This window comes from Bradyrhizobium sp. 27S5 (assembly GCF_037217225.1).
In the GTDB taxonomy this organism is placed as follows: domain Bacteria; phylum Pseudomonadota; class Alphaproteobacteria; order Rhizobiales; family Xanthobacteraceae; genus Bradyrhizobium; species Bradyrhizobium septentrionale.
This window is the reverse complement of record NZ_CP147714.1, coordinates 104,677-130,116: the sequence shown is the minus strand read 5'-3', so window position 1 is coordinate 130,116 and position 25,440 is coordinate 104,677. Positions and strand designations below refer to the sequence as shown.

At 61.9% G+C, this 25,440-nt stretch carries 22 protein-coding genes; 7 read left to right on the top strand and 15 right to left on the bottom strand.

Going from position 1 to position 25,440, the window contains the following annotated elements:
* Positions 1-114: 114 nt before the first annotated feature.
* From WDM24_RS00615 to WDM24_RS00595, 5 genes are all read right to left on the bottom strand, one after another.
* On the bottom strand, positions 115-894 hold the full coding sequence (locus WDM24_RS00615) for an SDR family NAD(P)-dependent oxidoreductase (protein ID WP_166300433.1): 780 nt from the start codon (positions 892-894) through the stop codon (positions 115-117).
* A gap of 224 nt (positions 895-1,118) precedes the next feature.
* Positions 1,119-1,622 (bottom strand): TerB family tellurite resistance protein, encoded by a 504-nt coding sequence (locus WDM24_RS00610; protein WP_166300432.1) that lies wholly within the window; start codon positions 1,620-1,622, stop codon positions 1,119-1,121.
* Positions 1,623-1,780: 158 nt separating this feature from the next.
* Entirely contained in the window at positions 1,781-3,190 is a 1,410-nt protein-coding gene (locus tag WDM24_RS00605; RefSeq protein WP_338830058.1) for an adenylate/guanylate cyclase domain-containing protein, read from the bottom strand.
* Positions 3,191-3,231: 41 nt separating this feature from the next.
* On the bottom strand, positions 3,232-4,617 hold the full coding sequence (locus tag WDM24_RS00600; RefSeq protein ID WP_338830057.1) for a cytochrome P450: 1,386 nt from the start codon (positions 4,615-4,617) through the stop codon (positions 3,232-3,234).
* Between the two features lie 82 nt (positions 4,618-4,699).
* A complete protein-coding gene (locus WDM24_RS00595) occupies positions 4,700-6,061 on the bottom strand; it encodes a hydrolase (RefSeq protein WP_338830056.1) in 1,362 nt (453 codons plus the stop codon).
* A gap of 152 nt (positions 6,062-6,213) precedes the next feature.
* On the opposite strand from WDM24_RS00595, the gene WDM24_RS00590 reads away from it, so the two are divergent.
* Positions 6,214-7,893: an MFS transporter gene (locus tag WDM24_RS00590; protein ID WP_338830055.1), complete on the top strand. Its 1,680-nt coding sequence runs from the start codon at positions 6,214-6,216 to the stop codon at positions 7,891-7,893.
* Between the two features lie 100 nt (positions 7,894-7,993).
* Here the strand turns inward: WDM24_RS00590 and WDM24_RS00585 are convergent, their stop codons facing one another.
* Positions 7,994-8,212: a cysteine rich repeat-containing protein gene (locus tag WDM24_RS00585; protein WP_338830054.1), complete on the bottom strand. Its 219-nt coding sequence runs from the start codon at positions 8,210-8,212 to the stop codon at positions 7,994-7,996.
* Between the two features lie 496 nt (positions 8,213-8,708).
* On the opposite strand from WDM24_RS00585, the gene WDM24_RS00580 reads away from it, so the two are divergent.
* The 3 genes from WDM24_RS00580 (at position 8,709) to WDM24_RS00570 (ending at position 12,503) form a co-directional block, all read left to right on the top strand.
* Positions 8,709-9,767, top strand: a complete 1,059-nt coding sequence (locus WDM24_RS00580) for a polysaccharide deacetylase family protein (RefSeq protein ID WP_338830053.1) — start codon at positions 8,709-8,711, stop codon at positions 9,765-9,767.
* A 463-nt stretch (positions 9,768-10,230) separates the two neighbouring features.
* Complete coding sequence (locus tag WDM24_RS00575) at positions 10,231-11,094, top strand: carbonic anhydrase (RefSeq protein WP_338830052.1); 864 nt, start codon at positions 10,231-10,233, stop codon at positions 11,092-11,094.
* A 386-nt stretch (positions 11,095-11,480) separates the two neighbouring features.
* Positions 11,481-12,503, top strand: coding sequence for a hypothetical protein (locus tag WDM24_RS00570; RefSeq protein WP_338830051.1), 1,023 nt, complete (start codon positions 11,481-11,483; stop codon positions 12,501-12,503).
* Between the two features lie 1,022 nt (positions 12,504-13,525).
* Here WDM24_RS00570 and WDM24_RS00565 read toward each other — a convergent pair.
* The gene (locus tag WDM24_RS00565; RefSeq protein ID WP_338830050.1) at positions 13,526-13,750 is read right to left on the bottom strand and encodes a hypothetical protein; all 225 of its coding nucleotides are present in this window, start codon (positions 13,748-13,750) and stop codon (positions 13,526-13,528) included.
* A 31-nt stretch (positions 13,751-13,781) separates the two neighbouring features.
* Positions 13,782-14,435, bottom strand: a complete 654-nt coding sequence (locus WDM24_RS00560; protein WP_338830049.1) for a sensor histidine kinase — start codon at positions 14,433-14,435, stop codon at positions 13,782-13,784.
* A gap of 207 nt (positions 14,436-14,642) precedes the next feature.
* Here WDM24_RS00560 and WDM24_RS00555 point away from each other — a divergent pair, with 207 nt between their 5' ends.
* Positions 14,643-14,861, top strand: a complete 219-nt coding sequence (locus WDM24_RS00555; protein WP_029085134.1) for a hypothetical protein — start codon at positions 14,643-14,645, stop codon at positions 14,859-14,861.
* 227 nt (positions 14,862-15,088) lie between these two features.
* Here the strand turns inward: WDM24_RS00555 and WDM24_RS00550 are convergent, their stop codons facing one another.
* From WDM24_RS00550 to WDM24_RS00520, 7 genes are all read right to left on the bottom strand, one after another.
* Positions 15,089-16,042 carry an amidohydrolase family protein gene (locus WDM24_RS00550; protein ID WP_338830048.1) on the bottom strand — a complete coding sequence of 318 codons (954 nt, stop codon included), beginning with the start codon at positions 16,040-16,042 and terminating at the stop codon, positions 15,089-15,091.
* Between the two features lie 549 nt (positions 16,043-16,591).
* Positions 16,592-17,302, bottom strand: a complete 711-nt coding sequence (locus WDM24_RS00545) for a DUF1214 domain-containing protein (protein ID WP_338830047.1) — start codon at positions 17,300-17,302, stop codon at positions 16,592-16,594.
* On the bottom strand, positions 17,203-18,135 hold the full coding sequence (locus tag WDM24_RS00540) for a DUF1254 domain-containing protein (RefSeq protein WP_338830046.1): 933 nt from the start codon (positions 18,133-18,135) through the stop codon (positions 17,203-17,205). Before WDM24_RS00540 ends, WDM24_RS00545 begins: the two co-directional genes overlap by 100 nt.
* 23 nt (positions 18,136-18,158) lie before the next feature.
* Positions 18,159-19,670 carry a DUF1254 domain-containing protein gene (locus WDM24_RS00535; RefSeq protein WP_338830045.1) on the bottom strand — a complete coding sequence of 504 codons (1,512 nt, stop codon included), beginning with the start codon at positions 19,668-19,670 and terminating at the stop codon, positions 18,159-18,161.
* 280 nt (positions 19,671-19,950) lie between these two features.
* Positions 19,951-22,473 carry an arylsulfatase gene (locus WDM24_RS00530; RefSeq protein WP_414645662.1) on the bottom strand — a complete coding sequence of 841 codons (2,523 nt, stop codon included), beginning with the start codon at positions 22,471-22,473 and terminating at the stop codon, positions 19,951-19,953.
* Positions 22,474-22,705: 232 nt separating this feature from the next.
* A complete protein-coding gene (locus WDM24_RS00525; protein WP_338693840.1) occupies positions 22,706-23,170 on the bottom strand; it encodes a GNAT family N-acetyltransferase in 465 nt (154 codons plus the stop codon).
* A gap of 338 nt (positions 23,171-23,508) precedes the next feature.
* Positions 23,509-23,778: an antibiotic biosynthesis monooxygenase gene (locus WDM24_RS00520; RefSeq protein ID WP_338693842.1), complete on the bottom strand. Its 270-nt coding sequence runs from the start codon at positions 23,776-23,778 to the stop codon at positions 23,509-23,511.
* Positions 23,779-24,632: 854 nt separating this feature from the next.
* On the opposite strand from WDM24_RS00520, the gene tnpA reads away from it, so the two are divergent.
* Positions 24,633-25,040 (top strand): IS66-like element accessory protein TnpA, encoded by a 408-nt coding sequence (gene tnpA / locus WDM24_RS00515; RefSeq protein ID WP_338827159.1) that lies wholly within the window; start codon positions 24,633-24,635, stop codon positions 25,038-25,040.
* Positions 25,037-25,384, top strand: coding sequence for an IS66 family insertion sequence element accessory protein TnpB (gene tnpB, locus WDM24_RS00510; RefSeq protein ID WP_338827160.1), 348 nt, complete (start codon positions 25,037-25,039; stop codon positions 25,382-25,384). Before tnpA ends, tnpB begins: the two co-directional genes overlap by 4 nt.
* The last annotated feature ends 56 nt before the right edge of the window (positions 25,385-25,440 follow it).

The window sequence follows — 25,440 nt, the reverse complement described above, 5'->3', positions numbered from 1 at the left end:
ACGCGATCATAGCTAAGTGGTCGTTAACATCGTGTGAGTTTGCGCACACACGGCACGAAGCAAATCGCGGGCCAGAAACAGCCTAACGGCGATACTGGGTGTGTTTTGGAAGCTCTACCGCTTGCGCAGCTGAAAACCGCCGACCGCAGTCAGGATGAAGGAGCGCGGAAACAGCCGGAGCAGGAACGGCACCAGCTTGATGAAGGCGCCGGGCAGCACGGCGCGCTTGTTGGCCATCAGGCCGCGATAGGCCTGGCGGGCGACCTCCGCGGGCGCAACGTTGAGGATGGCAGAATCGAATCCGGGGGCAAAGCCGGCGCGGTCCTGGAACTCGGACGGCACCGGACCCGGGCAAACCACGGTGACGCGCACGCCCTTCGGCGCCAGTTCACAGCGCAACGCCTCGGAAAACGACAGCACATAGGCCTTGCTGGCGTAGTAAACCGCCATTCCGGGGCCCGGCAGGAATCCGGCGATCGAGCCGAGATTGAGGATGCCGCCGCGATTGCGGATCAGCTGGTCCGCAAAGCGCAGCGTCAGGTCGGTCAGCGCCCGGATGTTGACGTTGATTATGTTGAGCTGTTCGGCACGGTCGCGCTCGACGGCAAGGCCGAACAGGCCGAAACCGGCATTATTGACCAGATATTCGACCTCGACGCCTGCCTCGGTCAGGGCCTGCGCGATCCGATCGCCGGCATCGGTTTGCTGGAGATCACAGGGGATCACGATCGGCGCCGTGCCGCCCTTAGCCCCGAGTTCGTCGGCGAGCGCCTTCAGGCGATCGGCGCGCCGCGCCACCAGCGCCACGCGGTGACCATTTGATGCAAACACGCGCGCCAGTTCGGTGCCTATGCCCGCCGATGCCCCGGTTATCAGCGTCACACGCTCAGCCACGATCAAACTCTTACTGCAAATTCTAGTGAGGTCCCCAACAGGTCGACGAGAGCATAGGCATGCGGTGGGACGCAAGCCGTGTGTAAGCTTGTGGACAGCGGCTAGGCGCTGGTTTGGCGATGAAACGCCAGATTTTCAGTCGGATTGCCCGCAATCGCGGCGGACATTAAAGTTTCGTCATCCGCGACGCCGGAAACGGGCCTCCGCTTGCGCCGGCCATCGTGTCAGATTGCCGCGTCCGCGGTGCCCCAGGGGCCTTTTGGCAGCGCCGCCTGCTTCTCGGCGACCCGATGCTTGAGGTCGATGCGGTCGCGCGAGGAAATGCCGAGCAGATCGGCGGCGCGCCAGACCACATTGTCCTCGAACTCGCTGACCTGGCCGTCGGCATAGACCAGCTCCCACATCATCTCGACGATGCGCAGCCGTCCTTCCTCATTCACCGAGCGCATGATCACGCTGGTAAAGTGATAGAGATCCACGGCTTCGCCCTCGACCCGCATGGCGGAGGCGATCAGCTTGTCGGCGGTGCCGGGATCGAGCTGAAACCGGCTCTCGATCAGGCTGTGCAATTTGCGCTTTTCGGCCACCGTCGGTTCGCCGTCGAGCGAAACGACATGCACCAGCAGCGCGGTCGCCGCCAGCCGATAGTCGCCGTCGTCGAAGCTGCGGTCGGCCTGTGCATCGGGGGAAACGATTTCGGCAATGAATTGGCGGAGTCCGTCGAGCATCGCTCTCTCTGTGGAATGAAGCCTGGTTGATTTGAGCATGATCTATCCGGATCATGCCCTGTTGAAATCTATATGGCGTGGAAACAGAACCGGCGCAATCGGCGCGGGTTCCCGCGGCGGCATTACGTTTCGGCAAGCATTACGTTTCAGCGATATGACTACGGTATCTCGTACACCACGAGCTTGTCGGCAATGCCGCGCAACGCCGCTTCCTTCTGGATCGGCTTGATCGCCTCGCGATCGAGAATGCCCGCGACCTCCGCCGATTCCATCACCGGCTGGGTCAGATGGATTTCCTGCGACGTCGACAGGCTCTGCACCCGCGCGGCGATATTCACGGTCTGGCCGAAATAATCCTGCCGCTCGTTCAGCGTCACCGCGAGGCACGGTCCCTCATGGATGCCGATCTTGACGATCAGATCTTCCTTGCCGCGCTCGGTGTTGAGCTTCTTCATCGCGGCGCGCATGCGCAGGCCTGCCGACAATGCGTGCTCGGGCCGGATGAAGGTCGCCATCACGGCGTCGCCGATGGTCTTCACGACAGCGCCGTGCTCGGAGGCGATGATCTCGAGCAGCGCGTGGAAATGCGCACGCACCAGATCGAATGCGGCGAGATCGCCGACCCGCTCATAGAGCGCGGTCGAGCCCTTCAGATCGGTGAACAGGAAGGTCAGCGCGGTGATCTTCAGCCGCTGGTCGACGGTGAGGTTGTCGGCCTTGAACACGTCGCGGAAGGTCTGGTTCGACAGCATCCGCTTCGCGGTCAGGATCGGCTTGCGCTTGCCGAGCAATTTGTGCAGCGGATCGCCCGCGATCCACACCGAGGGCAGCACGCGAACGTCGGCGTGATTCTCGAGCGAGAGCCGCAGCGGCCCCGGCCGCATCGTCGAGGTGCCGGTCGGCGCATGCGACTTGTTGAATGCGATCGAGAACTGCTGCCGCTCGGTGGTGGGCTCGCCCTCGACGGCAAAGAAGTGCGCAGAATGCGTCACCGGCTCGAACACAATGACGAATTGATTGGGCAGATTGAGCGACAGGATCGCCTTCTCGCCGGGCGGCAATTCGAGCCCCTCCAGCGTCACCTCGTTGATCAGGGTCGACACCGAGCTCTCGTCGAACTCGATCCCCGAACTCCAGAATATCTGCCGGAAATATTCCCAGATCGGCAGCGTGTTCGGCTCGTGCGCAGCGATGTGCCGGACCCGCGGGCTGACGGTGAAGGCAACCTCGACCAGCTCGTCGACGGACGCCTCGTAGCCGGCCGCGCAGAGCGCGCAATTATAGTCGTCATGGCGCAGCGACTTCAGCGTCGAATGCGCATCGAGCACGCCGCCGCAGCCCGGGCACAGCACGTTCCAGCTCATGTCGAACAGGCCGAGCCGCGACGCATGCAGGAAGCCGGAGATCACCTTCTCCTGATCGAGGCCGGTGCGATTCGAGAAATCCAGAACGTTGATGCGGTTGAGCTCGCGATCATGACCGTCGGTGATCAGCTGCTGCATGGCATCGACGACGGCCGGATCGGTCGTCTGCCTGAGGACTGCGAAATGGGCCTGCGTATCGCTCATGGTGAGCACCTAGGTCAGCATTGGGACACCGCCGCGCAAGATCAGCGCGGCTTGATCGTGAACACCGGGGAGCGGTTCGGCTGCGTCGTCACCACGCCGATCGGAAGCACCGGATCCTTGTCGGCCAGCGCGACGTGGAACGCGCCGATAAGCTTCGCAAGCGCGAGCGTCGCCTCGACCAGCGCGAAATGCGCGCCGATGCAGACCCGCGCGCCGACCCCGAACGGCAGATAGGCGAAGCGATCGGGCGGCGTCTCCGTCATGAAGCGCTGCGGCACGAACGCATTCGGCTCGCGCCACAATTTTTCATGCCGGTGCAACAGCCACGGCGCAATCAGGATCACGTCATGCTTCCTGACCGAACGGCCCGCGATGGTGTCGGGACCGCCTGCCGCGCGCGCGATCAAAAACGCGGGCGGATAGAGCCGCATGGTTTCGTCGACCACGGCGCGGGTGAATTTCAGCCGCTCGATGTCGAACGCGCCCGACGTCGTCGCACTCCTGACTTCTGCTGCCAGTTGCTCCTGGGTCTCGGGATCGAGCGCCAGCAGATAGAGCGCCCAGAACAGCGCGGTCGCGGTCGTCTCGTGGCCGGCCAGGATCATGGTGGCGACCTGGTCGCCGAGCTGGGCGTCGGTGAAGGCCTGGCCGGTCTCGGGATCGCGCGCGGCACCCATCAGGTCGAACAGGTCGCGGCCTGGCGCGTTGTCATCCTTGCCGGCGGCGCGGCGCTCGGCCATCAGCATGCCGACAAAAGCAGTCCAGCGCTTGCGGAAACGGGCGCGCCGGAAATCCTGCGGGGTCGGCCAGCTCAGGGGCAACACCAGGTCGAGCATATGCGGCCGCGCCAGCGTGTCGCCATACTCCATCACGAAGTCGCGCAGAGCGGCACCATGGCGATCCATGCCGAACGAGAACATGGTGCGGCCGGCGATCTCCAGCGTCATGCGCTGCATCGCCTCGCGCAGATCGACGGGACCGCCGCTCGCCGCATTCAGCTTGGCAACGGTCTCGTCGACTGCCGCGATCATGTAGGGAATGAGCGTCGTCACCGCGCGCGGCGTGAATGCCGGCGCCAGCGTGCGGCGCTGATGCTTCCACGCCCGGCCCTCGGCGATCAGCAGCCCCTCGCCCAGCATCGGACGTAGTACGCGCAGCCCTGCCGGCGTGCGGGTATAGTTTTCGTAATTGTCGACCAGCACGTGGCGGATCGCATCCGGCGTGTTGAGAATGAAGCTCGAGTGGCGGAGAAAACGGCCCTGGACGATATCGTCCTCATAGGCGCGCTGCCCCCAGGTCTCGATCGGCGAGTTGCGCATCACCCGCATCCGCTGGAGCGCGGTCATATCGTCGCGCGCGCGCGGCGGCGCCGGCGGGACCAGGGGCCGCCGCGTGACCGTGATGTCGTAGACTTCGGCTATGCTCATGGTCCTCGCTTCCTGCCTCACGCAACGGCCGATCCGGCCACGCGATCCCGGCGCCATGAAGGCGCGCGGACCTTCACCAGACCTAATAAGTCAGCTCGGCGACCGCAATGCGATTCTCCGACGCCGGCCAGGTCCGCATCACGATGCGCTCCTGGTTGAAGATCGCAACCACCGGACGGCCGATATCGGCCGCGGCAAGCCGCAGCGTCGCCACCGAATCCGTCGGCACGCCGGGTTTGACGTCGGCCGGCTCCTTGCCGTCGAACAGCACGATATCGCGCGGTAGCCCGAAATAGCCGCGCGGCCGCGACATCAGCACGATGGCGCCTGCGCCGGCATCTGCGGCGAGCTGCGGCCGCGCCGCGCGCAGATGCACGATCTCGGAGGAGCGCGGAAACGGCGAGCGATAGATGTGCGTCGTCACCGCATCGGGCGAGGTCAGCAGGAATTCGAGCGGCCAGGACGGATCGACCTGCGCCGGACCCCAGCGGCCGTCGGCGCCGGTCTGCGAGCTGTGCAGCGGACCGCCCCTGCGTTCGCCGGTCTCCGCCGACACGTGATAGATGTCGACCGTGGCGCCCGGCACCGGCCGGTTGGTCTGCACGCCGCCGGGCGTGCCGGTGACAAGGCCGCTCAGCCTTACCGCCGTTTCCGGCACGATCTCGATCCGCGACGGCTCGTGCCCCGCGATGAACCGGTAGATCTCGCGGAACGCGCGCGGATGAAATCCGGTCTCGCGATGATCCACCGCGCCGAGCACCAGATTGGTCGCGCCCTTCAGCGCCGGGCCTTCCGCCGTGACGTTGGTCGGCGTGCCCGGCTTGCCGACGAAGCGGCCGTCGGCCTGGGCATATTTGTCAAAACCGTCGCTGCGCAAGGTCAGGAACGCGGTGCCCGCCGTCACCTCGCTGTCGCCGTCGTTCAGCCCGCGCAGGAACGGACCGCGTCCATTGAATTCGTTGCCGAGTCCGTCGTCCCATGCATACAAACCGTGATTGGGCGTGCCGCACAGCACCGCATGGCTGACATCGCCGCCACCACCGTTCTTGATGTAATTGCGGATCGCATTGCCGCCGCGGGAATTCCCGACCAGCGCGATGCGCGCAGCGCCACTGTTCTGCTTCAGCTCCCCGACCGCCTCGGCGAGTTCGCGGCGCTGGTCCTCGGTCGAGGAGCGGTTGGCCTGCTCGACCTTGTCGTCGGTGCGCGCCAGCGGGTCGGTGAAATTGAGCGCGACCAGGCGCTCGCGCGGCACGCCGTTCGTCTCCATCCGCCAGAGCGTCGTCATCCAGAGCGGCGCGTGATCGCCATTGCCGTGCACGAACAGGATCGGCGGGATGTCGCCGGCCGGCGCCGGCTGAGCCAGGGCCGGGGCGGCGAGCCGGCCCGCCAGCAGGGACAGCGCGCCGGCCCCTTGCAGAATTCTCCGCCGCGACAGCGCCATTGATTCCCCTTCCCCAAGCCTTTCAGGGCTTTAGCTGTGCCCTACGCCCGCCAAGGATAGCGTAATTGCTGGACAGGACACGCGTTTCGCGGGCATCAGTTGATGCTGCCGGAATCATTCAACAAGCTATAGCAGGCCAAGCGGAACCGGATATGACCGAAGCGCGGAAGCGTCCCGACAGTATCACTGCACCGTTGCGGCATTCAATCTTCAGGCGAATCTGGCTGGCCAGCCTGCTCTCCAATCTCGGCATCCTGATCCAGGGCGTCGGCGCCGCCTGGGCGATGACGCAGATGAGCTCGGAGGCCGACAAGGTCGCGCTGGTGCAGACCGCGCTGATGCTGCCGGTGATGCTGATCTCGATGCCGGCCGGCGCCATCGCCGACATGCATGACCGCCGCATCGTCGCGCTGGTGTCGCTGGCGATCGCGCTGGCCGGCGCCACCACGCTGACGGTGCTGGCCTGGTTGAACCTGGTGACGCCGAACATCCTGCTCGCGCTGTGCTTCGTGGTCGGCAGCGGCATGGCGCTGTTCGGCCCGGCCTGGCAATCCTCGGTCAGCGAGCAGGTGCCGTCGGAGACGCTGCCCGCCGCGGTTGCGCTGAACGGCATCAGCTACAACATCGCACGCAGCTTCGGTCCCGCAATCGGCGGCATCGTGGTGGCCTCCGCAGGCGCCGTGGCGGCCTTCGCGGCCAATGCCGTGCTGTATCTGCCGCTGCTCGTCGTGCTGTTCATGTGGAATCGCGTCAGCGAGCCGTCGCGACTGCCGCGCGAACGGCTGAACCGCGCGATCGTCTCCGGCGTGCGCTACATCACCAATTCGCCGTCGATCAGGATCGTGCTGACCCGCACCATGGTGACGGGCATCATCGGCGGCTCGGTCTCGGCGCTGATGCCGCTGGTGGCGCGCGACCTGCTGCATGGCGGCGCGCAGACCTACGGCATCATGCTCGGCGCGTTCGGCATGGGCGCCGTGATCGGCGCGCTCAACATCAGCGAGATCCGCAGCCGGCTCAGCGGCGAGGCTGCGGTGCGAACCTGCGCGCTGTTGATGGGCGCTGCGATCGCAATCGTTGCCGTAAGCAAGGAGCCGGTGATCACCGCCGCGGCACTTGTGGTTGCCGGCGCGGCATGGATGCTTGCAATCGCGCTGTTCAATATCGGCGTGCAGCTTTCGGCGCCACGCTGGGTCGCCGGCCGTTCGCTCGCCGCCTTTCAGGCCGCGATCGCCGGCGGCATTGCAATCGGAAGCTGGGGCTGGGGCCGCATCACCGACGCGGGCGGCGTCGAGATGGCGCTACTGATCTCAGCCGGATTGATGCTGCTGTCGCCGCTGGTCGGCATCTGGCTGCGGATGCCGCCGATTGGCGCGCGCAACGAGGATGCGACGGACACACTGGCCGATCCCGAGGTGCGGCTGCAACTCACCGGGCGCAGCGGTCCGCTGGTGGTCGAGATCGAATACCGGGTGGCGCAGGAGAATGCCCGCGCCTTCCACAATGTGATGCAGGATGTGCAGCTCAGCCGCCAGCGCAACGGCGCCTATGGCTGGTCGATCGCGCGCGACATCGCCGATCCCGAATTGTGGACCGAGCGCTATCATTGCCCGACCTGGCTCGATTTCCTGCGCCAGCGCAACCGCGCCACCCAGATCGAACGCGAATTGCATCAGAAGGCGGCCGACTTCCACATCGGCGCCGAGCCGGTCCGCGTGCGCCGGATGCTGGAGCGACCGTTCGGCTCGGTGCGCTGGAAGGACGAGACCCCGGACCGCGCCGCCAAGGAAGTGATCCCGGTGGTCGCGACCGCGGCGGGAAGTAGCACGTAGGTCTAGATTGTCATTCCGGGGCGATGCGAAGCATCGAACCCGGAATCTCGAGATTCCGGGTTCATCGCTCCGCGATGCCCCGGAATGACAACGAGATCATTTATTGCCCGTTATCGGCGAGCGTCTGCTGGCAGGCCTTGCTCAGGCGGCTGCGATGCTCCTTGAGGCAGGCCAGCACGACCTGATCGCCCTCGCTGAGATGGGCGCGGCAGAACCGCGACGCATCGCGTGAGCAGGCATCACGCCCCTGCTGCTGCTGTGCCGAGGCTGCCGACGTCAACAGAACCAGCGGAACGACGGCGAACAGAAATCGGGTCATCTCTCAAAGCCTCTACAAAAGCGTTTTCGAGCGAAGCGGGTACCGGTTCGCGTAAAGAAAACGCGTCAATACAAGAATCTGGAGCCCCGTTCCGATTCCATCGGAACGGACAAAGGCTCCAGCGAATGCGACGCTGGTCTATAGCGTTTCAGTGCCGCGGAGAAGCTTGAAACGGCGGAGCGCGCCGGTTCCGCCGGAGGCAGCGGCTGGGAGACGGCCTGCGTCTCGTCGCCGCAGGCCTGCTCGCTGCGATGCGGCGCCAATCACTCGGCGGCGGCCCTGCGCTGCGCGGCGAGATCGCGATCCAGCCGAGATCCCGAACATTCCCAGGATCAGCGCCTGCATGGTCAAGAATCGCTCCCAGCTGAGCGGCGGCTGGGTAAGGCCCGCTTTTTCTTGCCGTTCCGGCGCCGTGTTGGGATCGCGTTAAGACCTTGTTGGCATTAATCGCTCGTTACGGCTGTGGCGTATCCCGAGTTCCGAGAGAGTGTTAGCGATGCGTAGTGCGTTGGGCCTGATGCTGGCCAGTGTTGTAGCGGCGATCGTGATCGCCGGTGTGTGGTTCTGGACCTCCTCCCCGCGTGCCGACGCGGCTCCTCCGCAAACCACGGCCGCTGCCAAGGCCGAGCCGCTTCCGGCGGCGGCGAAACAGGCCGCCAGGGACGATGTCGAGACGACCGCGGCGCTGTCGAAGCGCGCTGACGCCACCCAGGCGGCAGTCCCGGCCGCGGCCCCCGCGCCGGCGCCGATGCCGGCTCCCGTCGCGGCCGCGCCCAAATGCGCCAACCCCGATGCGCTCGGCATCAGCCGCACCGTCGTGGTCGACACCAATGGCGGCCCGGGCTTCGGCTTCCTGCAGTACAAGCAGTATGACTTCCTGACCGACAAGGAGGTCGTGCTGACCTTCGACGACGGTCCGTGGCCGACCACGCCCGCCGTGCTCAAGGCGCTGGCGGATGAATGCACCAAGGCGGTGTTCTTCCCGATCGGCCTGCACACCACCTATCACCCTGATATCCTTCGCCAGGTCGCCGCCGCCGGTCACACCATTGGCGCGCACACTTGGTCGCATGCGCATCTGGCGAGCAAGAAGCTCACCGAGCAGCAGGCCAAGGACGAGATCGAGAAGGGCTTTAGCGCGGTGAAGCTGGCGCTGGGCGCCAACCCCGCCCCGTTCTTCCGCTTCCCGGCGCTCGCGCATACGCCGGCGACGACAGCCTATCTCGGCACGCGCAACATCGCGATGTTCTCTGTCGACGTCGACTCCAACGACTTCAAGTCCAAGAGCTCCGACGAGGTCATCAACAACGTGATGACCAAGCTCGACAAGGAGCACAAGGGCATCATCCTGATGCACGACCTGCAGAAGCACACCGCGCAGGCACTGCCGACGCTGCTGCGCAAGCTGAAGGCAGGCGGCTACAAGGTGGTCTGGATGAAAGCCAAGACCCAGCTCGAGACGCTGCCCGAATACGACGCGATGATGGCGAAGACCGAGAAGCCGATCGCAACGGGCCGGCCAATCGGCAACGTCGTGCAGACGGTCGCCGAGTAACGTAGCGGACGCACTCTCAACGCAAAGCGCCCCTGGATCCGATCCAGGGGCGCTTTCGCTTTCTGATCGCAGCCACCTTCTGCTGGTCCGCCACGGCCGGACGACGTTGAACGCTTATGCGCCTTCGAGAGTGGCACCATCACGCCCGGTGGCTGCGGCTCCCACCAAAATATCGAAAACAACCCCATGCAAAGTAGCTGGCGGGTGCCGGCGCTCGACAAGGCAACTTGACCCGTCGGGCAAATAAGGGGCATTCTTCCAATATTCCGAAATCGCGCGCCGCAGCAACGCCACCACCTCGGCGACGTCATGGACGGGGTAACATCCGCCGTCCCCGCCTTGCAGCAGTCTTGATCTGGATCAACGGCGGCTTTCCAATGGATCGCTCAATAGGATTGCAGGTTCCGTTCGTTGTCCAAATCGCATTTGCTTGCCTGAATATTCCCAGCCCAGCGCGGCTATCATGAAGACCTTCGATATCACCTATCGCTATAGCAGCGACGATGGCTCGATCAGGCCGACCCCGCCCGACAGTAAAGCGGCTTTGCTCCGTCTAGAGCAGGGCAACAAAAGCTTCGCCACACTCCTTGACCACGATGAGGAAGCGGGCGGGGTACAGCAGATCATCCCGGTCGATCTGCGTGACCTGGGGGTGCTGGCTGACAGCGCCGTACCGAAGCAAAGACCGTTCGCAGCCGTGCTCGGCTGCTCCGACGCCCGTGTCCCCGTTGAACTCATTTTCAATGAAGGGCCCAATGATCTCTTCGTGGTCCGCGTCGCGGGCAACGGCCTCGGAATAGAGGTGCTTGGAAGCCTCAAATACGCAGTCGAGAACCTTGGCGGCAGCCTCAAACTCATCGTCGTCCTCGGCCACAGCGGATGCGGCGCGCTCACGACAGCCGTCGATGTATTCCTGAATCCGCGTGAATACTTGCCGCTCGCGACCAAGCGTTCGCTCCGCAGCATTCTCGACGGTGCGTTGGTCGTGGTTCAGGCTTCCGAGAGAAAGCTGGTCGCCGCGTTCGGGCCGGCCGTCGTGCACCGCCCTGGATATCGAAAAGCCCTGATTGAGACGTCTGTCGTCACCAACGCCGCGCTGGCGGCCTACTCGATCCAGGAAGAACTGAGGACCAACGCCTACACCGGGATCGAAGCGGTTTACGGCGTCTATCTTCTGGAGAGCCGCGCGATATGGGCTCCCCGTTCCGGTGATGCCGACGGGATGGGGCTGGCGGCGGCACCTCAAGATCTTGAAGCGTTCGTGGATCTCGGAGACGCCATCGTGCAATCGCGGCGCATTGAATCGCTTGTCAGCGCGAAAGAATGATCTGAGGTGTCTTCCCCTCCCGGTCCGAATGAGATCAAGCCCTTGCCGGGAGACCAGCCACGTCGGGCCCAGGATCTTGCGAGGTGCATCACGCCGGCAGGACAGTCGCTGCCAACGGGTTGGCATGGTCCAGTCGGATTGTTGGAACTTGGTCCTATCGGTGGGCTCGTATCACGGTACGGTTATGCGCCTTGAGACACGGTCTCGGCGCAACGCCGTTTGCCCGTGCACGCCAGCGTCTACTGCACCAGCTTCTATGCCACGCCTCCGACGATGACCCGGGAATAGATTCGTCGGTTTGGCCCTCTCCTTCGCACGAAGCCTGAACTCTGGAGAACTCAGTGAGTTCATTTGAACAAGGTCGCGTAAGGCCCGGCGACGATGGCTTGGCGAATACGGCCGCCGAAAAGCTCCGTTCGATGATCCCGGCGGCCGGCGCGATCGCCTATCCGTTCCTGCTCGATGGATTTCATCTCGCGGTCTCCCCCGCTGATGGTCCGATGTCGTTTGAGCGACTGGTTCTGGCGGCGCTTTGCCTGCTGGCTGCGACGGCAGCACCCTTGCTCGGTCTTGCCTGCGCCTATCGGATGACGACGGCAGCGCCTTCGTCCTTCGAGCTGCGCGCCCGGCGGCTCGCCTATATCTGCATCGCCGCGCCGCCCTTGTTCGTGCTGACCGGCGTCGGTCTTGGACTGCTGCACATCCATGTCAGCGACGAGCTCGTCTGGGTCGCGGGCTGGTCGGCGGCTTGTCTCTATGTGCTGCTCGCCGGCGAGCAAGAACGCCCGGCGAAGTCGGCCGCGATTGCGCCATCCATCGCCAAATGGCGCGTCACGCATGGCGTCGCCGCAGCGGTCATTCTGCTCTACGTCGCGTTTCACCTCACCAATCATTTGCTCGGCCTGCTCGGACCCGAGGTCCATGCCGCCGTGATGAAGATGGGGCGCGTGGTCTACCGATCGTCCGTGGTCGAGCCCGTCCTCGTCGGCTTGATGCTGTTCCAGGTCGCCGTCGGCGTGCGGCTCGCCTGGCGCTGGAGCTCGCAGCCGGCGGATGCCTACCGCGTGTTCCAGATCGGCTCCGGGGTTTATCTCGCGGCGTTCATCATCACCCATCTGAATTCCGCCTTCGTCTCGGCGCGGGCCGTGCACCACATCGACACCAATTGGGCCTGGGCATCCGGCGCACCGACCGGCCTGATCCACGACGCCTGGAGCATTCGCCTGGTGCCGCACTACGCGCTCGGCGTCTTCTTCGTCCTCGCGCATCTCACATCAGGATTGCGCGGCGTCCTGATCGCACATGGCATCGCCACCACCGTCGCCAACCGAATCTGGGCAGCCGGGCTTGCAGCGGGCGGGCTAGTCGCGGTTGCGGTCATGAGCGGATTGTGCGGGGTGCGGATCTAGGCGGGCGAAGCTCGGCCGCGGATCGAGATCAAGGCGGAAGATGTTGTTGAGGAGTGGTGCCGCAAGAGGGACTCGAACCCCCGACCCCGTCATTACGAAGCGCGAATTCGTGGTGTCCCAGGTGTGACCCACTGTGCACGCCCATGCGTCAAAATACGTTAGCCGACGCATCCGAGCTTGATCGACCCGCACAGTACCGAGTGCACTCGCGCATATCGAAGCGGAGGGTATGGAAGCGCGCCGAATTGGAGAAACTGCAACCGCGGTGTAACCGCTGCAAACTGTCGGGCTGACCTCAGGTAGGCCCAGCCTTGCTGCTCCATCTTCAGCCGCAAGGGTGCGAATATGCACAGCTGGGAGCACGCACTAATTACCGCAGCCGGCGGTGGAACTGCCCTCGCTATTGCGCGAATCACACCAAACAGAGCCTTTTCACACGGCCTGGGTCAAACTCGGAAGTCGGAGGGCGCAACCGTGACGTCCGCTTAAACCCCGTCACCGGACTTCGATAGCCAGCGCGGCACTTCCGAGAAGGGCCAACAGGTGACACTTGAAATAATAGAGGCCGCCAACTGAGGCGCGCTTACTCTTTCTTGGCTTTGGCCTGTTTCGCTTTCAGCACCCCGGCGCGGCCAACTGCGGGTTCGGTCTGCCGAGCCTTTTCCCTACCAACCGCAACGGCCAGAAGCGTGAAGCTCCAACAGCTCCTCCTCGCCCTCAGGCGTCCATGGCCGATTAGCTATCACTTTGGCGGCTGCAGTTCGGGCGAGCGTAGCCATACGCTCATGTGTGATCCGGTTTCGGCCCGTCTGGCTTTGCGGATCATTTCATCGCGCTCAGGGCCAGGTGGGAGCAATTTGGCTGCCTCACGTAATCGCTTCGCCTCTTCGGCAAGTCGCGCTCAAGGGATTGGGTTTGACTGAAACGGCGTCGCTGCATGGCGTTGCTCCATCTTTCGGTTGGAGGTGGGAGCGCAACCGGCGCCAACTAGGGCGGGCTAGCTTGTCTCTTTGTGTCGTCATTCAACCGAGTGCCGATAGTCCGGCATTGCGCAATCGGACAGGGTCGCGCTCCCCATTCCTGGCTGCATCAATGATGCGCTTGGCAATGACTTCGTAAACGATTGGCGGTTGTCCGGTATCGTGAAGGACTTTGCGGGCTCTGTCGAATGCCTCGCCCATGATCTGGGTAACTCGATCATCAAAGACGGTTCCGGCCTTTCGGATAAACGGCAGAATGGACGCCATGCTAGTTTCTCCTGGTGCTGTGCCTACGAATTTACGCCGCCAAATGTTTTGGTTTAATGAGGCGAGCGCGAACACCAAGGCTGTCGTGTTCAAATTGAAGTTCGGCATTCAGCCCATTTGCCAAAGCCCGCATGAGCTGGAAGCCAAGCCCCCCAACCGACGCAGGATCGAAATTTTCCGGGAAACCGACGCCGTCGTCCGTCACTTCCACCATGAATGATCCATCGTCATTCGCCTCGCAGCGTATGTTGACCTTCACGACCAAGCCCGCCGGATGCGCATACTTGCTAGCGTTTGTAAGTAGCTCGGCGGTAATGAGTCCGGCGTGAAGTGCGTGACGCGGGTCGATGTAGCCGTCGCAAGCATTATCGACCGTTAAGTCCATCCTACCGTCCGGGCTGAGCCTGCTGATCAGCACGGAAATTTCTTCCAGGAAATCGCCGAGGTTTACTCCATTGCCGTTGACGGCCTGCGCCAACGACTTGTGGAGTTTCGCCGTGACCTCAATGCGCGCGTCAATGTCGTCGAGCAACATGCAAACCTGCTCGGTCGTAAAGGTTCTGCCGCTTTTGGAAATAGCTTTGCGCTGGCCGCGAATAACACCGCTCAGGCTGGCCAAGTTGTTCGCGATCCGGTGGTCGGCCTCGGCCACCCCTACGCTTCCATATTCGATCTGAATTGACATTTTTCGCTCCCTTCAAGCAGACAGATTGCGCTTCGAAGGACCGGAAAATCAACAAAATGATAGTAAGTTCAATATGTTACATGCACATTGGATGCCTTTGTGGTTCTAATTACCTAACACCAAAGATGAGACTAGTGAGTATAAACCGTACGGAACTAATTATTGGCTTCTTACGTTTTAGGAGTGAGTTTTCACGGGAGGGCTCAGATGGGTGAACTCAGTCGAGGCGAGCGGCTCCAAATTATGCTCACGCACGCGGAACTCCGGATCGTTGATACGTGGCGCTTTGCAAAGCGGATGCCGAGCAGGGCGGCGGCAATACGGGAGTTGCTCAAACGCGGCATGGCTGCGGAGGGATTTGCGGAAGTCGAGGATGGCCAGAAGTCGAAGGACTTCTCTGTTCTTTCAGACAATGCAGCCGAGTAGCTCGCGGACCATTTCGTGCGTGGCTGTCGGGGCCTCCCAACCACGCACGACTCTTTCAGTTCGGGTCCTGCTGGTAGCTTCAAAACGATGACCGCCTTGGGTCACACTCGGAAGTCGGAACGCACAACCGTGAAGTCCGCTTCACCCCCGACACCGGACTTTCGATCGCCAGTGCGGCACGTCCGAAAAGGGCCAGATGCGGACTCATGCATCGCAGCAAGCTTGGTTCACGTCCAGCGAAGCCGCGCTAGGATCGCGCGGCCCATGATCCAGTCCTTGTCGCTTTCGGTGAGGAACGGAAGCTCCTCTGTGAATTGCGTCACGCGCTGCCGGTAGGTGGCCCGGGCGAATGAATTGGTTACGTCGGTTCCCCAGTGGCAGCGCTCCGGGCCGTAGGCGTCGAATAGGCGGTGGATATGCGGGGTCACGTCACGGAATGGATATGGTTCAGTCGAAATCAGCGGTACCGACGACAACTTCACCGACACATTCGCATATTTTGCGAGCGCGACCGCCTGGGCAATAGCTTCAGGCACCGTGTTGTTTCTCACGGATTCCGATGAATCAGGACGAGGGCGCAGGCCCGCGCCGACGCCCATGTGGTCGATGATGAGCGTGAGTTGCGGGTGTCGCTCGGCGATGCGGGCGAACAGCGATGTCTGGCCCGACGTGAGAAACATCACAGGCAGGCGGGCCTTCTCCGCCGCCGGCCAGAACCAGTCCGCGGTTCCGTCTGTCAGCCACGCCGCTTCGCCGGGGCCGAAATTCAACCTCACGCCCAGTACGCCGGGCTGGTCGCGCCAAGTCGCAAGCCGTGCCGCGCGGTCGGGCTTGTCGAGGGCTACACGCGCCATGATGGCGAAGCGACCCGGGTACCGTTTGACCGCCTCTTGGGCATAGTCGACGCGCTCGCCTTCGAGCGACGCTGGCGGAACGATGACCACGCGATCGACGCCGGCCTCGTCCATCAGCGGGATTATTCGCTCGATGGTGAAGGGCTCCGGAAGCTGCGGTTTGGCACCGGGGAGCCAAGGTCTTTCCGGGGTGCTCGCCGGCCACAGGTGAACCTGCGAATCGACGATCACTCGTTTTTGCTGCGCGACTGTTGCCGCGGCGTGCTGCATTGACAGCGCGACACCGGTCGCGACGGTGCCGGTCAGAAAACTACGGCGTGAAGGCATGTGATGTCCTTCCTGTTCTATAGTTTTAGTCACGAGATGATGGTGATCGACACGGTGCCCCTGAGCAGGGATCACAGGAAATTGGCTCGCAATACTGAAGATCACATCAGGAAATTGCGGCGATAGAAATAGGGTTCAAAGGTCAATTTGCGCCGCAACAATCTTGAACCGCGCATGTCCCACTTGGGTCACTTTCGGAAGTTTGGCCTCGTGACAGAGATGTCCGGTCCGCCCTCGGAAGCGGACATCGTCAGGTGAAAACGACAGGTCCGAAAAGGGCCAATTCCGGACCTCTGCCCTTACTAAGCGCCTCAACCCGCACTGGCCTATAGCGAATCCGCTAATGCTCTAAAGCTTTCGGCGGCATAGCCGACATGGCCGGACTTGCCGCTGGGTCGCCCGTGTAGCGATTACCCAACTGCGACATCTGCAAGGCTGCCACAAACAGAAACCCCAGCTCTGAGGCCGGGGTTCTAATGGGACTTATCCGCACTATTTTCACCGCCCGGCATCCGCAGTTTTCACCGCCCGGCATTCCGCAGCCTGACGTCATTTCAACTTCTCAACGTCGCCAGGCTTCCAACTCTTGTCGATGGCGGCTTCGGTCGGGCCGTAGAGCCGGATGATGGCGAAGTATCCTCTGCCCGGCACGGTGGCGCGCCAGTTGCCCCGTTTGCCCTCGGGTGCCTGGGGTCCGAGGAAGATTTCCGTGCTGCCGTCGGCGTTCTGCGCCGGCTTGTCCTTTGAACCGAGCGACGGGAACGGCTGGCCGTTGGCGAGACCCGAAGCGTTCTCCGCCTCGTAGAGCGTCACCGACCAGAACAGGCGGGCCGGGATGTTGGCCGGCAGATTCAGGCGATAGCTGCTGCCGCCCACCAGGGGCGTGCCCTCGCTGTCAGTGAAAGCGATAACATACATGGCGGCCGCGCCCGGACTTTTGGACACCATCCCGGGGCTGATCGAGTAATAGTTGGTGAACATCCAAATCCGGGCGTCGAGGTCCAGATACGGATACGTTCCAGCGACATTCTCCCAAGCCAGGTTCAAAGTTCCTGTTGGATTGGCGGGCGTCCCGTCTGGGAATGGATTCACCCAGCGGCGGTCTGAATACATGCGATAGGAGTTGCCACTGACCTTTTCTTCGAAGCCGATGACGCGACTCATCTTGTAACCGGTCTTCGCGGCCCGCTCGAGGATCTCGCGGCTGTGCGCATCCGGAGTGAACGGCTGACCCTTGACGATGCCGATCGCCGCCAGCATGCCGAGCCAATCCGGACCGGCGAGATTGTTGCCCCGCTGTCCACAAGCCGCTTGAGCTGCTCGAAGGCGCTGCCATCGCTCATCGGCAGCATGTTGACCTGGATGCCGGAGGCGTCGGGGAACTTCATCGCCTTGGCGCCGGTTTCGCCGTTCAGTGGATAGATTCTCGTCTTTTCAAGGTGCGCGTCGGCCGGCGTCAGATTCTTCGGGTCCTCGTAGAACCCGCGCAGGAAGATGAAGACGTTGTTGGTCCCGGAACGGTAAACGAAGTGGCCTTGCGGCACCTCGCCTTTGTAACCGGGTGGGAGGATCAAGAACTTGCCGCCCTTACCGGCATCCGGCCCGAAGAGCCCGACGTCACCAAAGAACTTGCCACCATCGACCGGGATGGGGCGCTGCCAGTAATCTAGCAGGATGCCTTGCAGCATGGGTGGGGCATCCATCACCAGCGGCCCATCTTTGCCCAGGTCAACATAGCTCATCGCGTAGAGGAGGTCGGAGTTGGGAGTCGTCACCAGCGTCTTGGCGTCGAGTCGCTGCTTCCAGATCGGCAGGACGTTGTACCCGGCGCCGAAGTGCTTTTCCGACCCGACCTGCATGCCGAGCGTGTTGATCAACGGCAACGCCCAGAGATAGGTCTGCGTTGCCCGCTGGAAGAGCAGTTCGTCGCGCAGTGTCTGCGCGGTCTCCTTCGTGGGCCGGCCTTCTGCGAATGGGAGGGTGGCCAACTTATCGAAGGAGGTCTCCTGAGCGAAAGCCTGCGTAGCAAGGCCGCTCATCGTCAAAACGCCAGCCAGTGCGGCGGCGAGGTGGAGGATGCGATGGCTTGTCATTGTCATGCCTCCTCTGCACTGGATCAGTTTATCATCTTGATGGTCGGCGGCTCCCATGTGGCGTCGATGATGGCCTTGTCGGGCCAGTAGGCGCGGATGTAGAGCGAGAACGTTCCTTCAGGCGCCGGCAGCCAGTTGCTTTCCTTGTCCGTGCCGGGAGACTTGGCGCCGGCATAGAGTGTCAGCGATCCGTCCGCGTTGAATTTGAGATTCTTGTTCTTGGTGCCGAGCGAGTAGCGTTTCAGCGGATTCGGATTGAAGAAATGGACATCGTTGTACAACGTGAGCGACCAGAACCCTTTGACGGGCGGGACCTTGTCAAAGGTGACCGCGTAGGTGTTCTGGCCATTGAGCTGTTTTCCCGAACTGTCATCGTCAGTGTAGATGTACTTGGTTTCCGTCGGCAGGTTGTCGAACATGTTCGACTTCGCGGTGGCGGTGCGATTGAGATAGTCCGTTCCCCACTCCGCATTATTGACCGGCGAGTTCCAGCCATTGCCGGCGGAACGTCCGTTATAGCGCCACTGCAAGAAAGGTAGGATCATCTCTCGATCGGCAGCGACGGCGGTTTCCGTCAGCGTCTTCTTGATCGTCGGGTCCTTGGCTGCCGCATCCAGCACACTGCCAATCGACGCATAGAGGGCTTCCTCGCCCGGTAACGGGGGCACGCTTTTCATCATCGCCGGCAACTCGTCGAAAAAAGTGTCCGGTTTCACCCACTGAACCTCGCCTGCGCCACTGGACTTGGGCGCGGGGTAGTGGGGGAGCTTGCTCCAATCCACCGTCTTCATTTGCCCGTCGAACCGCGAGAGCGGGTAGAAGGCGATCTGATTGAGCAGCGGTTGGATGGCGGCGTGATCCTCCGGCGTGTCGTCCATGAAAACACGTGGGATGACGAAGACCACCGTCGTGGAAGATCGCAACACCGCCGTAATTCCCTTGGGCGTCTCACCCTTCCAGTTCGGGGCGGCCACCATGTACAAGCCGGGCTTCGTGCCGTATTGCTTGCCGATGTTCGAGAGTTGGTCTGTACGCATGTCATAAAGCGCATAAACCCAAAAGCGGTCGCCGAAGTCCGGCACCTGGAAAACAATTGGAGCGTTATCAAGGTTGTCGAGGAAGCCGGCCCCGTACGCGACATCCTGGTTCGCGCAGGCGATGATGCGCTGGTCCGGGCTGATATAACCGGTCAACATCGCGACCGCGTTGTGCGCGACCGGCACCACCCCGCCGATCAGGCCGGGTTCGGGCGCCTTCTTAAAATCCGCGTGGCGGTTGGCCATGTTGACCAGCGCGTAGCCCCACAGATAGGCCGCACGCCCAACCGACTGGACGTAGGCCGTAGTCATTGCGGAGCCGCTCGGCGGGCCGGGAACTTGGGCGGCGGTTGTGGGGATCGGGACCTGCTGCGCCAGAGCCTTACCTGACAACATCAGGAAGGCCGTCCCGGCGCCGAGTAGAGGGATTAAGGATCGGCGATCAATATCCCCGACCCGGTAGTGACATCGGTTGGTGTCGCAAAGCTCCTTGGACATTTTTAAGCTCCTGCCAGCGCATTGCAGGGCAAACGTAGCGCAAGCATCGTAGCCACCAGTATTGACCTAAAGGGCAATAGTTGGCTTCGGACGTCATGACCGCTTTGGGTCAAACTCGGAAGTCGCGCCGCTTTCCGCCGACGTCCGCTCGACCCCAGCGAGCAGACGTCCGCTGATCACCTGGCGACGTTGGAAAAAAGCCAATACCGGAAGCGGGAAGCCGTCCGTCTCGATGGCGAGCCGAGGGCTGTGCGGCCCTCGGCTCGTGGTAGACCATCGATCACTTCGCGTCCTGGGCGGAGCGATACGCATCCGCCAGCTTCTTATCGTCGTCCGCCGTCAACTTCGGTGGCTCCACAGAGATCGTCACCTTGTTGATCTTGCCTGTGAACGTGAACGGCACTTGATAATCGCGATCATCCACCGGCGTACCTGTCTTCGAGCCGACGTCGAAGGTTTCGTCGACCGGCAAGATCAATGGCACGGTGCGTTCCATTTTCTGCGTCGCAACAACCTTGCCATCTACAGCCAATGTGCCGGTGCCGCTACGGCCGATGCCGCTCATGTTGTTGAAGGCAAGCGTAGCGAAACCGAGACCGTCGTACTTGAAGTCGAACGCGATGGTGTGCTTGCCGAGCGAAAGCGCTTGCTGGCCTTCCCAGCGGATGCGGCCAAGACCAAGCAGGTTCCAGGTGAGGACGGGCTTGCCTTTCAGAAGGTACAACCCATAGCCGCCGAACCGCCCGCCCTGAGTGACGATCGACCCATCGCCGCCTCCTTGCGGCACCTCGACATCCGCAGTGATGGTGTAGGACGTATTTAGGAGCGACGGCACTACGCTGTCGGGCAGGCCGGTTATCGGAGTCGAGTAGTTAAACTCCTTTCGTCCTGCGGTCACCGAGGGACGAGCCGAAGCAAGGCGCGTCGCTGCCGAAGCATCCAGCGGCAGTACCTGATACTTAGCGAACTCGCCGAACATCAGGTCCCTCATCTCCTGCACCTTGCGCGGATTGGCGGCCGCGACATCGGTGGTCTGCGACCAATCCTTGCCCACTTCATACAGTTCGAATTTGAAGGCGCTGGCAGGGTCTTCGACCGCCTTGCCAGCCAGATCCCACGGCGATCGGATCGGGACTGCGCTCAGCATCCAGCCGTCGTTGTACAGACCCTGCACGCCCATCATTTCGAAGTACTGCGTGCGATGCCGCGTCGGAGCATCGGCATTCGCCTTGTCGAAGGTGTAGGCAAGACTGACGCCCTCGATCGGCTTTTGCGCGATGCCATCGACCATGACCGGTGCGGGAATGCCCGTAGCCTCCAGGATCGTCGGCACGACGTCGATCACGTGGTGAAACTGCCAGCGAATGCCGCCCTTGTCAGCAATGCGCGCAGGCCAGGAGATCGCCATACCGTTGCGGGTCCCGCCAAAGTAGGACGGAATCTGTTTCGTCCACTTGAATGGCGTGTCGAAAGCCCACGCCCACGGCACCGCGTAATGCGGGTATGTTTCATTGCTCCCCCAGGCGTCATAGAACTTCAGATTTTCGGCGACCGTCGGATTGATGCCGTTAAACGGTACGAGTTCGGCGAACGTGCCGTTCACCGTTCCCTCCGCGCTCGCACCATTGTCACCGCTAATGAAGATAATGAGCGTATTGTCGAGCTTGCCCATATCCTGCACCGCTTGGACGACGCGGCCGATCTCGTGGTCGGTGTACATGAGATAGGCGGCGTAAACATCGGCTTGGCGGATGAAGAGCTTCTTCTCGTCGGCCGACAGCACGTCCCACTTCTTCAGCAAATTGTCGGGCCAGTCCGTTAACTTCGTCTCCTGCGGGACGACGCCGAGTTTCTTCTGGTTTGCGAGAATCTGGTCACGAAGTGCGTTGTAGCCCTTGTCGAAGAGATGGAGATCGGTCGCCTTCTTGACCCATTCCGGCGTCGGATGATGCGGCGCATGCGTGCCGCCCGGAACGTAGTACAAAAGGAACGGCATCGACGGATCGATCGAGTTCAACCTGTTCACCCAACTGATGGCCTCATCGGCCATGGCGGTGATCAGATTCCACTCCGGACGTCCCTCAAACGGCGCAATCAACGTTGTGTTGCGGTACAGCATCGGCGTCCATTGACTGCTGTCACCCCCCATGAAGCCGTAGAAGTATTCGAATCCCATTCCGGTCGGCCATTGATCGAAGGGGCCGGCTTGGCTGGTCTGGTAGGTCGGCGTGTTGTGATCCTTTCCGAACCACGAGGTGCGGTAACCGTTCTCCAGCAGAATGCGGCCAATCGTGGCGGTGTCCTTCGGAAGGACGCTGTTGTAGCCGGGGAAGCCAGTAGCCTGCTCCGAGATCACGCCAAAACCTTCTGAGTGATGGTTGCGGCCAGTGATGAGGGCGGCGCGTGTCGGCGAGCAGAGCGACGTGGTGTGGAAATTCGGGTAGCGCAGCCCGTTTGCCGCAATCCTGTCCAAGGTCGGCGTTGGGATAACCCCGCCGAAGGTCGAGGGGGCGCTAAAGCCAACGTCATCGGTCATGATCAAGAGGATGTTCGGCGCGCCCTTCGGCGGCACCACGCGCGCCGGCCAGGCCGGCTTCGACTGGAGGGCATTCAGGTTGATCTCGCCCTGGAACGGCGGAGGCGGCGGCGGCAGATAACGGCCATCGATCGTGGTGGTGGCTGCGGGCGAGCCGGGCGCGCCGGTTGTCTGCTGCTGGGCGAATGCTGCCGGAGCCGTCGAGGTCAACCACGCGGCCACCAACATCGTGACCGTTCTGATCTGAAAGCCTGGATTGGTCTTCATGCTCTGGTCCTTCCACCGCCGTTAATCAGTTATCGCGATCGATGACGGTCAGCCACAGATGGGCGGGACGGAACAGCTCTGGGTTGATTTAGATCAATACATTTCCGCTACGGGTCAAAACCGGAAGTCGGAACGCACAACCGTGAAGTCCGCTTCACCCCCGACACCGGACTTTCGATAGCCAGTGCGGCACGTCCGAAAAGGGCCATGAAGAGACATATCCACGCGCTCGCTAAACAGCGTTAGCGCCGCCGAACGGCGGAATTGTAAACGCGAACATCGATAACTGCACGTCGGGGGAGAATACGAACGGCGTCATGCCTATCTCAATCGCGCCGAGGTGGGCGTAGAAATCTGCCGAGTGTGGGCTCGAATAAATCAGGATTACATTTCCCGCCATCTTTCTCGAATGCTCGACTGCGGCAGCGAAAAGGCGTCTGCCAACACCGCTCCGCGAATAAGCTGGATCGACGAAGATGCCTTCGAGGAGAATTAAGCCCCCCATTCCAGTTGGTCTGAAGCTCACATAGCCGCCCGGAACGCCCTGTTGGTCCTCTGCCACATGGACCAGCCCGGCGGCGATCAGTGCAAGATTGATTTTGAGGCCTGGCATGAACCGGGAGATAGCACCGTCGTCATGTCCGTCATGTTTCGTCGCACGCACCGCAATTTCGGTGAGCCCGGCGGCGTCGTCCACGCGTGCGGACCTAATTCGGTTACAAACCATCGTAGTGATTTCCTACTCAGATAGCTGTCAGATATCCGAGGAGAAGCGAATTTCAAAGCTGAGCTACATAAGACGCGCGTGAGCGTTTCAGTTATGCCCCCCTCTTTCGTACTGGTTGTTCCTATAGTCCGCGCATGGACTGCCAAGTCTGCTAGGGGTCAGACTCGGAAGTTGGCTCGTCCATTTGCCAAGTCTACTTTACCCAGCGAACGGACATCGTCGGGCCGTCTCGGTTGGTCCGGTTTGTGCTAACTGGCGACAGGCACACCACAGCAAAAAAATCCCCGCACTTGGCCGGGATCGATATTTCACGCCTTGTTCGTTAACCAAATCGTTGGAGCTCCCGCCACTCCCGCATTCTGCATAGCATTCTTCAATTCAGCACTCTCTGCGAAGGCTTGCGCAGCTTCAATCGTGGCAAATTCGTGAGTTACTGTGATGTCATTGGGATTCTCGACTGCTCGGTAGACAGCCTCGGCTGTTACGCCCTTCGCCTTCTGGACCGGGGCAAAGTCATCGTAAGCCTTCCGCCAAGTCTTGTAGTCGGAAACCTTGTGTCTAACAAACATAGTCGTCATCAGATGTTCCTCCCTGACTGGTCGTAACAATCTTTCCACGAACGTTTGAAATAGCACTTTCCAGTAGTACCAGTATAATACTGGCCACCGCTTGGAGCTATTTCATTTCCGGGTTGCACTGATGCCATCGGACGTTTGCCCTATGTCCGATAGAACCACAGCACTAGACTTCGCGACCTACCCCTGACGAGCCCGTTTAGAGAGACGGCCTCGTCAGCCGCATGTCCGCTGGGGGGCAATCGCGTCATTTGGGCTGTCGGCCGACAACTTCCGGTCTTCCCAACGGACATGGGCGCTGGGCCAATCAGCCCAAATCGCGAAGCTAAGCAAGTCGGTCGCATCAAGCAAACAACTGCCAACAAATCAACGCCGCGCCGACAACGTCGAAAAGCACGAGCCCAGCTAAATTCATCGAAAAGATTAAGGGGTGCGCTGCGTGCAATCAGCCGATTGCCGCGAGCACGGAATGACGCGTCGCGGAACATTAGGAACATCTGCTGAGAACTGATCAAGAGGATCGCGAGCCCGGCGAGTAAAAGCAAACCCTTGACCATTGTTCGCCCCCTGTCTCTAAGCCAGCAAAGTGTTGTTCACACGACCAACGCTTCCGGTTGCCTAGACGTGGCCCCTCATTCGGGGCAGCTCTGCCCGATGGCGCGATCCCTTCGCAGGTCGGCTTCAAGCTCTTCGACAATGACCCGAAGCAAACACGCCGCAAGTGGATCAGTAACCTCCCGCGACAAAAGCTGATAATGCGCGATCTGAACCTCCTGCTCTCGGAACTGGCGATCTGTCAGTATCCGTCCGGTGAAGGCCGCCTTGCCGAGTGAGGCGTGTTGTTGAGAACTGTCCTTATGGACAGTGATAGGCGCAGTGCCCAAGTCGAACGGCTCGAAGTAGTGGATACAGGCCGGCGACGGCGCTGGTCCGAGGATGAGAAGCTCAAGATCGTCCTGGAGAGCTTACAGGCGCCGCGCCAGGTCGCGGCGACGGCGCGGCGATATGGCGTTTCGCGCTCGTTGCTGCTGCGATGGCGGCGAGCGTTTCGTCCCGAGCCGGCGGATGCCGCCGATCAGCACACGAGCTTCATACCGGCGATGCTGGTACCGGAATCGGGGGCGACGCCTGGTCCAGTCGAGCCGGCCGGCGGGGCGATCGAGATCGAGTTTGCGGCCGGAGCTCGGATGCGGATTACTGGCGCGGTCGACGCGGCGACGCTGAAGGCGGTGGTCGCGGCGCTGGCAGATGGACGGCTGCGGTGATCCCCATCCCGTCGGGCGTGCGGGTGTGGATTGCGACCGGCCACACCGACATGCGTCGCGGCATGAACTCGCTGGCCATGCTGGTGCAGGAAGCCTTCAGGCGCGACCCGCACGGCGGCGACCTCTACGTGTTCCGAGGCAAGAGCGGCAAGCTGATCAAGATCCTCTGGCACGATGGATTAGGCATGTCGCTCTACGCCAAGCGGCTAGAGCGCGGCCGTTTTCTCTGGCCATCACCGGTTGATGGCGTGGTGAGTATCACCCCAGCCCAACTTGGCTACCTACTGGAGGGCATTGACTGGCGGATGCCGCAACACACGTGGCGGCCGCAGGCGGCTGGCTGATCGCTGGGATTTGAATCGATAGCACGATCGGCAGTTCGGACAGAGACCGCATCTTG